At 66.4% G+C, this 13,732-nt stretch carries 11 protein-coding genes; 6 read left to right on the forward strand and 5 right to left on the reverse strand.

Annotated elements, in window-relative coordinates; all coding sequences use genetic code 11:
• Window positions 1-39 precede the first annotated feature (39 nt).
• Window positions 40-864: a 23S rRNA (uridine(2552)-2'-O)-methyltransferase gene (locus BMY29_RS17815; protein WP_049991951.1), complete on the forward strand. Its 825-nt coding sequence runs from the start codon at window positions 40-42 to the stop codon at window positions 862-864.
• A gap of 24 nt (window positions 865-888) precedes the next feature.
• Here BMY29_RS17815 and BMY29_RS17820 read toward each other — a convergent pair whose 3' ends face one another.
• The 3 genes from BMY29_RS17820 to BMY29_RS17830 form a co-directional block, all read right to left on the reverse strand.
• A complete protein-coding gene (locus BMY29_RS17820; protein WP_049991950.1) occupies window positions 889-1,518 on the reverse strand; it encodes a hypothetical protein in 630 nt (209 codons plus the stop codon).
• A 316-nt stretch (window positions 1,519-1,834) separates the two neighbouring features.
• Window positions 1,835-2,011 carry a ribbon-helix-helix domain-containing protein gene (locus BMY29_RS17825; protein ID WP_049991949.1) on the reverse strand — a complete coding sequence of 59 codons (177 nt, stop codon included), beginning with the start codon at window positions 2,009-2,011 and terminating at the stop codon, window positions 1,835-1,837.
• Window positions 2,012-2,116: 105 nt separating this feature from the next.
• Window positions 2,117-4,471 (reverse strand): twin-arginine translocase subunit TatC, encoded by a 2,355-nt coding sequence (locus BMY29_RS17830; RefSeq protein ID WP_049991948.1) that lies wholly within the window; start codon window positions 4,469-4,471, stop codon window positions 2,117-2,119.
• Between the two features lie 140 nt (window positions 4,472-4,611).
• Between BMY29_RS17830 and BMY29_RS17835 the strand changes: the two genes are divergently transcribed.
• From BMY29_RS17835 to BMY29_RS17855, 5 genes are all read left to right on the forward strand, one after another.
• Entirely contained in the window at window positions 4,612-5,613 is a 1,002-nt protein-coding gene (locus BMY29_RS17835; RefSeq protein ID WP_049991947.1) for a twin-arginine translocase subunit TatC, read from the forward strand.
• A 353-nt stretch (window positions 5,614-5,966) separates the two neighbouring features.
• Window positions 5,967-8,138: an assimilatory nitrate reductase NasA gene (gene nasA / locus BMY29_RS17840; RefSeq protein ID WP_074854847.1), complete on the forward strand. Its 2,172-nt coding sequence runs from the start codon at window positions 5,967-5,969 to the stop codon at window positions 8,136-8,138.
• Window positions 8,139-8,144: 6 nt separating this feature from the next.
• Window positions 8,145-9,518: an MFS transporter gene (locus BMY29_RS17845; RefSeq protein WP_081985516.1), complete on the forward strand. Its 1,374-nt coding sequence runs from the start codon at window positions 8,145-8,147 to the stop codon at window positions 9,516-9,518.
• Window positions 9,519-9,912: 394 nt separating this feature from the next.
• The gene (locus BMY29_RS17850; RefSeq protein ID WP_049991946.1) at window positions 9,913-11,763 is read left to right on the forward strand and encodes a nitrite/sulfite reductase; all 1,851 of its coding nucleotides are present in this window, start codon (window positions 9,913-9,915) and stop codon (window positions 11,761-11,763) included.
• Window positions 11,764-11,863: 100 nt separating this feature from the next.
• Window positions 11,864-12,148: an amphi-Trp domain-containing protein gene (locus tag BMY29_RS17855; RefSeq protein ID WP_049991945.1), complete on the forward strand. Its 285-nt coding sequence runs from the start codon at window positions 11,864-11,866 to the stop codon at window positions 12,146-12,148.
• Between the two features lie 126 nt (window positions 12,149-12,274).
• Here BMY29_RS17855 and BMY29_RS17860 read toward each other — a convergent pair whose 3' ends face one another.
• Together BMY29_RS17860 and larE are read right to left on the reverse strand one after the other, a co-directional pair.
• On the reverse strand, window positions 12,275-12,631 hold the full coding sequence (locus BMY29_RS17860; protein ID WP_049991944.1) for a hypothetical protein: 357 nt from the start codon (window positions 12,629-12,631) through the stop codon (window positions 12,275-12,277).
• 255 nt (window positions 12,632-12,886) lie between these two features.
• Window positions 12,887-13,729 (reverse strand): ATP-dependent sacrificial sulfur transferase LarE, encoded by an 843-nt coding sequence (gene larE, locus BMY29_RS17865; protein ID WP_049991966.1) that lies wholly within the window; start codon window positions 13,727-13,729, stop codon window positions 12,887-12,889.
• Window positions 13,730-13,732 lie beyond the last annotated feature (3 nt).

Here is a 13,732-nt window from a genome sequence, read left to right on the forward strand (position 1 = left end):
GTCTCGGCCCGTTAGAATCGGCAACTGAGTGATCTCGCGATGGCACGGAAAGACCACTACTACAACAAGGCCAAACAGGAGGGGTACCGCTCCCGCGCGGCCTACAAGCTCAAACAGCTCGACGAACTCGAGGACGTCTTGGACCGCGGCGATACCGTCGTCGACCTCGGGGCCGCCCCCGGCGGCTGGCTCGAAGTCGCCGCCGAGGAAGTCGGACAGAACGGCACGGTCATCGGCGTCGACCTCCAGCGGATCAAGGACTTCGACGACCACGATACGATCGAGACGATCCGCGGCGACATGACCCAGGAGCGCACCCGCGACCGGGTCATCGACGCCGCCGGCGGAACCGTCGATGGGGCGGCGTCCGCCGCCGATCGGGAGCGGGCCAGCGGGCCCGCGGACGCGGTCATCTCGGACATGGCCCCCAACATGTCCGGCGAGTACTCGCTCGACCAGGCCCGCTCGCTGCACCTCGCTCGCCAGGCCTTCGAGACGGCGCTCGAACTGCTCGACACCGGCGGCGATTTCGTCGTGAAGGTCTTCGAGGGGCCGGACGTCGACGCGTTCCGGGCAGACGTCGAGGAGGAGTTCCAGTACGTCCGCGCGACCTCGCCGAAGGCCAGCCGCGACGAGTCCTCGGAGCTCTATCTCATCGGCAAGGGTCGGCTCACCGCGTCGGTGCGGCCTGGCGACGAACTCGAGGTCGAGGTCGAAGACGTCGGTAGCGAGGGCGACGGCATCGCCTCGGTCGACGGTTACCGGCTGTTCGTTCCCGGAACCGAGGTCGGCGAAACCGTCGAAGTGCGCGTCGAGGACGTCAAGCCGAACTTCGGGTTCGCCCGGCGCCTCGACCGGTCATAGCGTGGCTGTCTCTCAGTCAGGATCTCATTGACATTCCCGGTTTCCACATTGGCACCCGGACGTTCCGGTACGGCTGCAGTCTTCGTTTCCTGACGAATCGACACAACATCTGTAGTCGATGCCGACGTTCCAGAAGTAATAACAGCTCTCGTCCGTACACCTCGCCTCGTAACAGACTTCGTCGCACGACTGTAGTATCGTCACGGAGTCGTCTTCGGCCGATGCCGTCCGCGGAGTGTCATCCGAGGCCGACTTGAACAGCGTGGTACCGTCGTCATCTGTCACGTACGCGTAGGCGTGCTCACGTTCGGGTTGGACGTAGAGCGAGAGATCGTGGTCATCGGTCGTCTGCGAAATTGCGATGAACCCGGTCGGTTCGTCTTCTTCGACGATCGCTGTGGCGGCGACTCCGTCGCTTCCCTCCGACGTCTCTATCGCTTCGATCTCGAGGGACTCCGCGAGCGGAAGCGACGAAGCGGATGCACTCTCGATAACGTCGCGCTCAGAGAGCGATTGGAGAACGTCCGAGGCGTGTTCGTCCACCGCTTGCTGGATCGCCTGTTCCGAATCGTACTGGTCTTCGAGACGTTGTAGTTCCGACTCGTATTCTGCCTGGGCGACACTGCTGTTGGTCGAGACCGCTAACCCCGTCACAACTGCGCCACTGGTACCGACTGTTCGGAGAATCGTTCGACGTGAAGTGCTACTTCCGGGATCTTTCGTTGACATGATCCGACGCAAGATACACCCTCTGTGGTCTTAGTATTATATCTGGAAATACTTGCGTTAAATAAGGGAATCCACGAATGAGATATTTATGGCTAAGGGTCGAACAGAGAGTTAGCCAAACCGACGCAGTTCGGTGAGCTTCGTACCCCGCGTAGTTCGAGAACGCGTCTTACTATCGGCTAATGGACACCGGTGAGATGGCTATCGATGGGGTTTCACGGTCTCAAGACCGCGGTCGAACTCACGGTTCTTCCTCGAGTCGATCGTGTCGTTCGTCGATTTCGTCCAGAATGTCCAGGGTTTTCCGGATCGAGGCGCGGATCGCGTCGCTGCGGTTGACGAACTTCCCCTCGTCGCCGACGTGATCGTCTAAGTCGTCGAGTAGCTCTTGCGGGATTTCGACGCTGATCTTTGGCATCTGTCTGGGTAGCCGTTCGCAAGCCCCCGACTTAAGCCGTCGGCTCCGTCCTCGACGGAAGAGACGGCGGCGATACCGGCAGCGGTACCGGCGGCATCGCTGCGCTCACTCCACGGTGACAGCGCCGGTCTCGCCCTCCGCATCGGGCTCGGCCGCAGAGCCGCCGCCACCGCCGAACAGCCGCCCGCCGCCGGTCAGGACGTAGAGGACCGCCAGGCCGAGCAGGTAGGTGACCGCGATCGGGATCGCGAACATGAGCATCATGAGCACGCCCTTCGGGCTAAAGAAGGCCGCGAGGGCGAACGTGCCGACGACGACCGGCCGCCAGCGATCGAGCATCGTCCGGTAGCTGACGATCCCGCCGGCGTGGAACAGCGCCATCGTGACGATGATGTTCAGCAGGAAGCCGATGCCGACGGTCGTGAAGATCACGAGCCAGAAGAAGCTCTTGATCCGGTAGGAGATGACCATCCCGTTGCTGATCGCGTCCGAGACCAGATACGAGATGATCGACGGCGCGACCCAGAAGAACCCGAGGTAGGTCCCGGCGGCGAAGCCGGCCAGGAGGCCGCCGCCCCAGACGACGAACGTCCGCCGGTCGCCGTAGACCAGGCCGCGCTCTTTCGCGGCGGGCCAGGCGTAGTACAGCGCCAGCGGGAGGGTGGCGACGAGCCCGGCGAGCGCGCTGACCTTCGCCTCGAAGATGAGCACTTCGACCGGGTTCAGCGCGACGACGATGTCCATCGCTTCGATGAGCGCATCGAGATCGTCGACCTCGGTCAGGTCGATGTCGTTGCGGGCGGCGACCTCGTCGAGCACGTGCTGGGGAACCCGACTGAGGAAGAGCTGGAGAACGTCGCCGAGCCCGCCCGAGTAGAGCCAGAAGAAGGTCCCGCCCATGACGGCCATGAACAGCCCCACGAGGCGGAACACCTTCGAGGTGAGGCTGTTGAGGATGAAGGCGATGTCGTAGGCGTAGCCGCCGATATCGTCCTCGGTCGTCTCGTCCTCCGTGAAGGGGTCGAGCATCCCGGCGGCGGTGCTCGCCATGAGGCTGTCGTCGTCCTCGCCCCCCTCGGCGCCCGTCGCAGCGCCGCCTGCGGCCGCGGCTCCCGATCCAGACCCGGACGCGCCGGCATCGGCGCCGACGGACTCCTGAATCGTATCGAACCGGTCGAGGATGGCCTCCGCCTTCGCCCGGTTATCGTCGTACATCGCCTGGCGGGAGTAGTCCAGCGCCTGGTCCTCGCTCATCCGCTGGAAGACCTGCGTCGGCACGTCGGCGATGTCCTCGGCTTCGAGGGTTTCGAAGTCGATGTCCTCGGGGGAGTCGGCCCGCCGAATGTCGCCCTCGCGCGGATAGACGGGCTGCTGGAGGACGTGAATCGTATAGCCCAGCAGCGCGACGAAGCCGACGACGAGGGCCACGACGAGTCCGACCGCGATCTCGCCGGCCAGGCCGTGTTCGATCGCCATCGTCTCGAGGCCAGTCGGCCCGGCGGGTCGAAGCCACTCCGGAAGGGACGGATAGACGATCTCACGGAGGTAGTCGAAGGCGCCCTGGTTGACCGCGACGGCGGTCGCAACTGCGACGGCGGTGACGGCGGCGCCGAACTCGAGGAGGCGCCGTTTGACGTGTTCGGTCCCCGTGCCGGGCGAGTTGGCCGCGCCGCGGCGGCGGACGTTGGTGACGACCTTGGCGAGGCCGAGGCTGAAGACGTAGAGGATGACCATCGGCGTCGCCCACATGACCTGCGTGAACGGGTCCGGCGGCGAGAATAGGGCCCCGAAGACGACGATCGCGATGACGGCGACGCGCCACTTGTCTCGGAACGTCTCGTAGGGGATGATCTCGGTGTAGGACAGCACCCCCATCAACAGCGGGAGTTCGGCGGCGAGGCCGAACGACAGCGTCAGCAAGGCCATGAACTCGGTGAACTCGGTGATACCGTAGCTTGGCTTGACGCCGGCGCTGACGGCGTTGCCCGCGAGGAAGTCGAAGGCGTACGGGAAGAAGACGCTATAGGCGTAGATAACGCCGGCACAGAACAGCGAGAGCGCCATCACCACGAACCCGGCGATGTACCCCTTCGAGATCGGAACGGCGCTCGTGTAGCCGCGGCGACGGAGCGACTTGCGCGAGAAGAAGAGCAACGCGGGAATCGCGACGATGATTCCCGTGATCATCCCGATCTTGGCCTGTAACAGGATCACCTCGAACGGCGTCCTGGTGATGACGTCGGTCGAACCGGCGACCGCGTCGTTCATCTGGCCCGTTGCGGTCGCCTTAAGGAAGTCCCAGATGACGACGCGGAGCGCGTAGAAGGAGCCGACGAACCCCAGAAGGAAGACGATAAACACCTTCTGCAGGTGCGCCTGCGCGCCCGATAGAAGTGCGCCGATCGTCTCCCGGCCACTATTGATGGCTCGGGCGGTGTCCTCGTCGACGGCAGAACTCATTGGGTTGGGGTAACTGACATCCAGTTATCAACCTTTCGAGTGTATACACCGTTCGCGTAGCCGCTGACCGACCCTTGTCACTCTCGCCGGGTGGTCGTAAGAAAAAGGCCTATAACCGGTGGCCTATCACTACCCCGTAGATGTCGGACGAGCCGGCCGATGGGCGCGACGTCGAGAGTCCCGCGAAGCCGCGGGGCGATTCTGGCGAGCGACAGCCAGTCACCGACGGTGGAACGCCGAATTCCGATCCTAATACCGATTCTGCTACCAACTCCGAGTCCGCGTCCGATACCGACTCGTCTACACCCGCAGACGATCCGACGCTCGAAACCGACGGCGAAGGCGTCGTCGGCGACCGCCACGACCCCGAACCGGCCTATCCCGATCCCGACGACGACGTCGGCGGTATCTCGACGCCGCCAGGCGACGAGGAGATGCCCCTCGCCGATCACATCGAGGAGATGGTCCTCCGCCTGGCCGTCGTGCTCCTGTTCGGGGCCGGCGGGACGGCGATCGGGCTGCTGTGGGCCTCCCAGGCGATCGAGTTCGTCTGGTTCAATGTCTTCCCCTACGAGATCAGCGAGGTCCCGCCGCCGCACGTCTACCATCCGCTCGAGCTGTGGCTGACCCGGATCAAGATCTCTTCGCTGCTGGGGATCATGGTCGCGCTCCCGGCGTTCGTCTACGAGTGTTACCTGTTCATGCGTCCGGGGCTGTACCCCCACGAGCGCAAGTACTACCTCGCGGCCGTCCCCACGAGCGTCGTGCTGGCGGCGGGCGGGATGCTGTTCTCGTACGTGCTCGTGTTGCCGATGCTCTTCCAGTACTTCACGTACTACGCGGAGGGCAGCGCGGAGATCGCGTACGCGCTGGGCGACACGTTTGACCTGATCATCACGCTGACGGGCTTTCTGGCGATCGTCTTCCAGATTCCGCTGTTCATCATGCTGGCGATCATGATGGGCGTGACGACCCGTCGCTGGCTCGCCCAGAAGCGGCTGTACTTCTGGGCGGCCTTCGCGGGGGTCGCGTTCATGTTCACGATCGACCCGACGATGATGGCGCCGATCCTCGTCGCCGTCACGATGATCCTCCTGTTCGAGGGGACGCTGCTGGTCCTCAAGTGGGTCGGCGCGGAGTGACCGGAGCGCGATCCTCACGGTTCGACCATCGGTTGCAGCGTCCGGCGTCCGTTGCTCTCGTCCGACACAATCGTCAATTAGCTACATAGTGGTGCCATCGGTGGACGCGCGTCCGATCGCGGTCCGGCTCCCCGTCATATAACGGCCTTATATTGTATCCATCCGTTCGCATATTGGCAACCCCGGTTCCTTTCCGGGAGAAAATAACGTGTTTGTAAACGATTAGCGTTTAGTAGCCCCACATATTCCTCTTGTACTGTGAAAATCTTGATGGTGTTGGCCGAATCTCTCGCCGTCGAGTGTGATTGTAAATCACACCTGTTCGTTCGTCCCGAAGCCAGGGGGTGGACGCCGTGACCGATCTCGTTCCCACCACGTGTATGCGGTGTGCGGTCGGCTGCGGCCACGTCCAGCGGGCCCCCGACCGCGGCTACGGCCTCGAGACCGTCCGCGGCGACGCCGCCCATCCGGTCAACCAGGGCCTGGCGTGCCAGCGCGGCGTCAGCGAGACGGCCGATCCTAACGGCGAGTGGCTGACCAGGCCGCTCGTGCGCGAGGACGGCGAACTCGTGGCGACGACCATCGAGTCGGCCCTCGAACGCGCGGCGGAGGGGCTCGACGCCGCACTCGAAACCGGCGGCGACGGCGTCGCCGTCCTTGGCAGCGGCCAGCAGACCAACGAGGCCGCCTACGCCCTGGGCAAGCTCGCCCGCGGCGGCTTTGGAACCAAGTACTACGACGCCAACACGACGCTGTGTATGGCCTCCGCGGTGACGGCCTACTACGACGCCTTCGGCAGCGACGCGCCGCCGCCGACCTACGACGACGTTCCCGAGGCCCAGACCCACCTGATCTGGGGCGCGAACCCGGCGGCCGCCCACCCGGTCATGTTCCGCTGGATCCGCCAGTCGGCCGACGCGGACGACTCCGAACTGATCGTCGTCGATCCGGTCCACAGCGAAACCGCCGAGGCCGCCGACCACCACGTCCCGCTCGAACCGGGCGGGGACCTCGCGCTCGCCCGGGCCGTCCTCGCCCGCGTCGTCGAGACCGACCGCGTCGACGAGGCCTTCGTCGCCTCGGCGACGACCGGCTTCGAGGAACTCCGCGCGGAACTGCCCGACGCGGCCGAGGCCGCCGCGATGGCCGGCGTCTCGATGGCCGACGTCGACCGCCTGGCGGCCGCCCTCGACGACCCGACGCTCCTGTACTGGGGGATGGGTATCAACCAGAGCGTCAACGGCACCGCGGCCGCGGGCGCGCTGATCGACTGCTGTCTCGCGACCGGCAACCTGCGGCCCGGCTCGGGACCGTTCTCGCTGACCGGCCAGGCCAACTCGATGGGGGCCCGGGTCTGTTCCTCGAAGGGGACCTGGCCCGGTCACCGCCCGTTCGCGGCCCCCGAGCACCGCCGCGAGGTCGCCGAGACGTGGGACGTGCCGGTCTCGCGGCTCCCGGACGATCCGGGGCCGGGACCGGTCGGCATCGTCGACGCGATCGGCGACGACGTCGAGGCCGTCTACGCGGTCGCGACCAACCCCGTCGCGGGGATGCCGGACGCAACTCGCGTCCGCGAGAAGCTCGAGGACGCGTTCCTCGTCGTCCAGGACGCCTTCCGCAGCGAGACGGTCGAACTCGCCGACGTCGTCCTCCCCGCGGCGACCTGGGGCGAGTCCGAGGGGACGACGACCAACATGGAACGGACCGTTTCCCGGGTCCGCGCCGCGACGGAGACGCCGGCGGGCGTTCGGACGGACCTCGAACTGATCGGCGACCTGGCCGACCGGCTCGTCCCCGACCTGTTCGCGGCGTCGCCGGAACCCGAGGCGATCTTCGACGAACTCGCCGCGCTGACCGCGGGCACGCCCGCCGACCTCTCGGGGATCAGTTACGACCGCCTCGAAGAGGAGTACGCGGTCCGCTGGCCGGCACCGGAACCGGACGTCTCGACGGGGTACCGGTACTACGAGCGCGGGAACGACACCGATGGGGACGGCGACGACGAACCCGACGCCGAGTCGGAATCGTGGTCCTTCTCCACCGACTCCGGCCGCGCCCGGTTCTCGACCGGTGAGGCCAGGCCGCTGCCGGAGCCGACCGACGAGTCGTACCCGCTCACGCTGACGACCGCGCGTCGCCCGGACGCGTATAACACCGGCGTGCGGACCCGCGAGGACGAGCCGCCGACGGCGCGGGTCAGCCCGGCGACGGCCGCCGCGCTCGCGGACGAGCTGGAGGGGCCGGTCGACGCCGACGGCGCCGAAACGGAGGCCGAGAGCGAGGACGAGGACGCGCGGTACGGTCGCGTGGTCTCCCGGCGCGCGTCGGTCACCGTCCGCGTCGAGACCGACCAGGCGATCCCCGATGGGGTCGTCTGGCTGCCGATCCACCACCCCGACGTCAACGATCTCACGCTGCCCGACGTCGATCCCCGCTCGAACGAGCCCAACTTCAAGCAGTGCGCGGTCCGCCTCGAATCGCCGCGGGAGCGCGACGTCGGGGCCGTCGCGGAAGCCAGCGCCTGATCGTCCATGTCCGCGAGCCCAGACGGTGATCGAGACCGGGACCAGGCGTCGACGGACGCGAGCGGCGACCCCGAGATCCGCGGGAGCCCGCGGCGGGGCGTTGCGGCCGCGACGCTCGGTTTCTTCGTCGGCTTCACCGGCGTCGTCCTCTACAGCCCCGTCGCCGCGGAACTCGAGGACGCGATGGGGCTGTCCGGGCTCGCGCTCGGCCTGTTAGTCGCCGCGCCCCAACTGACCGGCTCGCTGCTCCGAATCCCCTTCGGCGCCTGGGTCGAGGACGTCGGCGCGAAGAAACCGTTTCTCACCCTGCTCGGTTCTTCCATCGTCGGCATGGCCGGCCTCTCGGCGATCCTCCTGACCGTCGGTCTCGACGACCTGTCGGCGGCCCACTACCCGCTCGTGTTCCTGTTCGGCGCGCTGTCCGGCTGCGGCATCGCGACGTTCTCGGTCGGCTCGGCCCAGACGTCCTACTGGTCGCCCGAAAATCGCCAGGGGACGATGCTCGCGGTGTACGCCGGCCTGGGCAACAGCTCGCCTGGACTCTTCACGCTCGTCGTTCCGTTCGCGCTCGCCGCGCTCGGGCTGACGGGCGCGTACCTCGCCTGGTTCGCCATCCTCGTCTGCGGGACGATCGCGTACGCGGCCCTGGCCGTCGACGCGCCCTCGTTCCAGTTCCGGAAGCGGGGGCTCGAGCCCGCGGCCGCGAAACGGCGCGCCGAGGCTCGGGGGCAGGAACTGTTTCCCAACGACGACGCGACGGCCTCGATCCGCCAGGCCGCGAGCATCCCGCGGACCTGGGTGCTCGTCGCGCTGTTTTTCGTCTCCTTCGGCGGCTTCCTCGCGCTCGCGACCTGGTTTCCCTCCTACTGGACGGCCGTCCACGGGTTCGGAACGCGACGCGCCGGGACCGTCACCGCGATCTCGTTCACGCTGCTCGCGGCGCTGATCCGCGTGCCAGGCGGCGTCGTCAGCGACCGGGTCGGCGGCGAGCGGACCGCGATCGCGAGTTTCCTCCTGATCGGGATCGCCGCGGCCGGCCTGATCGCGGCCGAGACCGTCGCATCGGCACTGGCCGCGACCGTCCTGCTCGGCATCGGCATCGGCGTCGCTAACGCGGCGGTGTTCCAACTCGTCCCGACGTACGTGCCCGAAGCCGTCGGCGGCGCGTCGGGCCTGGTCGGCGGACTCGGCGCGTTCGGCGGCTTCGTTCTCCCGCCCGTACTCGGCCTCTTCGTCGACCTGCAGGGGACCGCCGGCTACGCGAACGGCTTCGTCGTCTTCCTCGGCCTGGCGGTCGTTTCGATCGGGCTCGCCGGCGGACTCTACCGAGCGCAGGTGGAGCCGATTCCGGACGACGGCCCGATTCCCGCCGACGACTGATCGTTCGGTTTCGAGTTCTCGGTTCGCCCAATCGTCGAACTTGCCGTTGAATCGACCGCTCGTAAAGTGCGCCGGCAGCAGACCGAACCGGTGACCGCGGCCGTGATCATCGTGATCACGATCGAGACGACCCTCCGGTTCGGGATCGGAACCACACCTCGCCTTTGAAATCGCCCAGTCGACCCGTGGGGACGGTCGCGATATACGTCCTAATACAGATCATATCCCATTGGAGATGCTACGTCTGGCTCCGAAAGGCGATAGAAATAACGCATTCGTCAACGATTAGTGTTATATGGTTTAGGAACATGACGTGAAAACGTGAATCACGAGATGTTTGGCGAAGATCTTCGGGAATTCGGATTCGATCGTACGGTCAGCGAGGTGATCGCCGATGGCGCATAAGAAAGAGGAGCGCAAGGAGGGCTGTTACGGCGACGAGGTCCGCGAGCGCATCCTCGAGTTCGCCGAGAACGGCGGCTACGAGGCGATTCCGGAGGACGAACGCGAGACGTGGTTCACTCGGTTCAAGTTCTGGGGGCTGTTCCACCAGCGCGACGGGCAGGAGTCGTACTTCATGATGCGGCTGACCAACGCCAGCGGCATCTTAGAGCCCGGTCAGCTCCGGGCCATTGGCGAGGTCGCCCGCGACTACGCGAAAGGCCCCGTCGAAAACCCCGAGTTCGGCAACGGCTGGATCGACCTGACGACCCGTCAGTCGGTCCAGCTGCACTGGATCAAACTCGAGGACGTCCCCGAAATCTGGGAGCAACTCGAGTCGGTCGGCGTCCACTCCCGTTCTTCGGGCGGGGACACGATGCGCAACATCTCCGGCTGCCCACTCCACGGGAAGGCCGAGGAGTTCGTCGAGTCCGGGCCCCTGCTCGAGCGCTTCGAGGAGGAGCTTCGGACGGACGACGACCTGGCGAACATGCCCCGGAAGTTCAACATCAGTGTGTCGGGGTGTACGGTCGGCTGCGCGCAGGACTCGATCAACGACATCGGGTTCGAGCCGGCGACCAAGGAGATCGACGTCTCCGGCGAAGCCGGAGGCTCGTCGGATGAGTCCGACGGTGGCGAAACGGTCCGGGGCTTCAACGTCCGCATCGGCGGCGGCCTCGGCGGTCGCCAGCCCCGCGCCGCGACGCCGTTGGACGTCTTCGTCCGGCCCGAGAACGCCTACGAGGTCGGGCGCGGCTTCGTCGAACTCTACCACGACTACGGGAACCGGCAGAACCGCTCGAAGAACCGCGCCCGGTTCTTCGCCGAGGACTGGGGCATGGAAAAGATCCGCGAGACGCTTCAGGAAGAGTACGTCGACTTCGAGATGCACACCGCCGGCGAGGACGTCCGCGAGGAGTACACCTACAACGCCGGCCGACCCGTCGAAGACGGGCAGCACGACCACGTCGGCGTCGGCGACCAGGCGGACGGGCGCAACTACGTCGGCCTGAGCGTCCCCGTCGGCCGGCTGCCGGCCGAGGACGCCGTCGAACTGGCCGATCTGGCCGACGAGTACGGCTCCGGCGAGGTTCGGCTGACCCGCCGCCAGAACCCCGTCGTCGTCGACGTCGCGGACGACGACCTCGACGGACTGCTCGACGAACCGCTGCTCGAAGAGTACCCGCCCGAGCCGAGCCCCTTCGAGCGCGGCGCGATGGCCTGTACCGGCACCGAGTTCTGCTCGATCGCGCTGACCGAGACGAAGGCTCGGATGGCTCGGATGCTGCGCTGGCTCAACGCGAACGTCGACCTGCCCGACGACGTCGGCACGATCAAGATGCACTACTCGGGCTGTACGGCCGACTGCGGCCAGGCGATGACCGCCGACATCGGGCTACAGGGTATGCGCGCCCGCAAGGACGGCCAGATGGTCGAGGCCTTCGACATCGGCGTCGGCGGCGGCGTCGGGGAAGATCCCTCGTTCATCGACTGGGTCCAGCAGCGCGTGCCCGCCGACGAGGCGCCGGGCGCGATCCGGAACCTGCTCGAGGCCTACGCGGCCCACCGGGAGTGCGAGACTCCGGAGGAGTCTCGAGAGGACGGTGAAGCCGTCCGGGGCCAGACGTTCCGCGAGTGGGTCGACGCGACGGGCGAGGAACAGCTGATCGAATTCTGCGAGCCCGAGGAGACGGACTTCGAGGCGCCGTACATGGCCGACGCCAAGCAGTCCTGGTACCCCTTCGCGGAGGAGGCGTCGGCGGCCGCCGCGGCCGAGGAGTCCGCGGCGCCGTCGGACGACTGAGTCGACGACGCGGTCGATCGTCTCGGTCCCTTCGACGCGGTCCTCTCACTGAGCGGTCGGCGAGCGCGCACTTATTCGTTCACGGCGCGTAGACTCTCGTATGCCCGAGGAGATACTCTTCGAATCCGAACGCGACCTGGACCGCGCGGAGATTGCGTCGTTGCTCCGTCGCGTCGCGGACAACTTGGACGCCGGCGAGCCGATCACGCTCGCCGCGGGCGACGACTCGGTGACGCTCGACCCGCCCGCGCGCCCGACGTTCGAGGTCAAAGCCGAACGCGAGGGGCCGACGGACGCGCCTGGCGAACTGAGCGTCGAGTTCGAACTCGAGTGGGACGAAAGCGACGCGGACGGCGAATCGAGCGGCGGGTTACGAATCGAATAGCCACTGGCCGGCAGTTCGACCCGATTTCCGACGAATTACGTGTGCCCCTTGTGGCCCTTTCCGTTTCTTCCGTTCCCGATTTCGATCGCAGTCGCGATTTTAGCGTCTTAGTCCGGCACCGCCGCGTCAGCGGTGCTCTCGCGTCCGCTCGTAGGCGTAGTCGAGCGCGTTCTCGAGCGATCCGGGCCCGTCGTAACTGGCCGAAAAGAGAGCCATGAACTCGCGACCGATCCGGTTGCACCGCTCGAAGGTCAGGACGGTCCTGATTCGGATCGTCTCCGAGAGGTCCAGTCCGGGGTAGCTCGTCGCGGTCAGCGCGTAGCCGGGGTGGTCCTCGCCGTCGAGCGAGGCCGGCGCGACTTTGAGTCGGAGGTCGCCCGACTCGTGGCGATACGTCCGATACTCCATTTCTCGGTCCGTGTCGGCTGGGGTGTAGGTCCGACACTCTTCTGCGTTCCACTCGGGCGGCACGTCGGCGTCCATCGGTCATTGATACCGAGGCAAGGGCTACGTTCGTATCGCAATACGCAATATTACCGGACGCTAGTCCAGTACCTTCACCAATGATGGGTTTTCTCCCGAAATCGGAATTATATTTTGGGTATGCGTTCCTGAGAGCCGAAAATAAGCGGACGATCGGCTAATTTCCTGTCGGACTGGCGTCGAATTCGTCCGGGACGGTCGCGATCGGTCGGCGGTCGTCAGCCGCGGCTATCGTCGGAAACCAGGCGGCCGATCTCAGTCGTCGCTCGATGACTCGGCGGCATCGGATTCCGTCTCGGGACTGACGCTCCCGGTCCGGTAGCCGTGGAGATCGAGGGTGACGTGGTCGAACCCGAGCTTCGACAGCTCCGCGCGGACCGTCTCGACGAACTCGCGCTCCAGCGCGCGGTCGAGTTCGTCCGGCGAGACCTCGATCCGGGCGAGCCCGTCGTGGTCGCGGACACGGAACTGGTCGAACCCCCACTGGCGCACCAGCGCCTCGGCGCGTTCGATCCGCGTGAGCCGGTCTTCCGTGACTTCGAGGCCGGTCGGAATCCGCGAGGAGAGACAGGCCATCGAGGGCTTGTCGGCGACCGAGAGGTCGTAGTGCTCGGCGATCGCTCGGACCTCCTCTTTCGTGACGTCGTGGGCCAGCAGCGGTGAGTGGACGTCAAGTTCTTCGACCGCCTGGAGGCCAGGCCGGTGGCCCGCACCCGGGTCGTCCGCGTTCGTCCCGTCGCAGACCGTGCTAACCCCCAGGCTGCGGGCGGTCTCGAGCATCTCGCCGAGTCGCATCGTCCGGCAGTGGTAGCAGCGATCGTCGTCGTTCTCGACGAACGCGTCGCTCTCGAGTTCGGAGAAGGAGACGATCTCGTGGCGGATTCCGATCTCGTCGGCGACGCGCCTGGCGTCTTCGAGTTCGGCCTCGGGGAGCGTCTCGCTCTTGGCGGTGCAGGCGACGGCGTCGTCGCCGAGCGCGTCGTGGGCGAGCGCGGCCACCGCGCTCGAGTCGACGCCACCGGAGAAGGCCACGAGGACGCCGTCGCGGGCCGCGAGATCGTCGCGGGCGGCCTCGAGTTTCGCCTCGACCGTTGTCATGAA

It is taken from the genome of Natrinema salifodinae (genome assembly GCF_900110455.1).
GTDB classification, from domain to species: domain Archaea; phylum Halobacteriota; class Halobacteria; order Halobacteriales; family Natrialbaceae; genus Natrinema; species Natrinema salifodinae.

Excerpts from the sequence above, each read along its gene's own strand:
- BMY29_RS17825 (WP_049991949.1), bottom strand. The coding sequence starts at position 2,011 with ATGCCAAAGATCAGCGTCGAAATCCCGCAAGAGCTACTCGACGACTTA.
- BMY29_RS17815 (WP_049991951.1), top strand. The coding sequence starts at position 40 with ATGGCACGGAAAGACCACTACTACAACAAGGCCAAACAGGAGGGGTAC.
- BMY29_RS17845 (WP_081985516.1), top strand. The coding sequence starts at position 8,145 with ATGTCCGCGAGCCCAGACGGTGATCGAGACCGGGACCAGGCGTCGACG.
- BMY29_RS17850 (WP_049991946.1), top strand. The coding sequence starts at position 9,913 with ATGGCGCATAAGAAAGAGGAGCGCAAGGAGGGCTGTTACGGCGACGAG.
- BMY29_RS17830 (WP_049991948.1), bottom strand. The coding sequence starts at position 4,471 with ATGAGTTCTGCCGTCGACGAGGACACCGCCCGAGCCATCAATAGTGGC.
- BMY29_RS17855 (WP_049991945.1), top strand. The coding sequence starts at position 11,864 with ATGCCCGAGGAGATACTCTTCGAATCCGAACGCGACCTGGACCGCGCG.
- BMY29_RS17860 (WP_049991944.1), bottom strand. The coding sequence starts at position 12,631 with ATGGACGCCGACGTGCCGCCCGAGTGGAACGCAGAAGAGTGTCGGACC.
- larE (WP_049991966.1), bottom strand. The coding sequence starts at position 13,729 with ATGACAACGGTCGAGGCGAAACTCGAGGCCGCCCGCGACGATCTCGCG.
- BMY29_RS17835 (WP_049991947.1), top strand. The coding sequence starts at position 4,612 with ATGTCGGACGAGCCGGCCGATGGGCGCGACGTCGAGAGTCCCGCGAAG.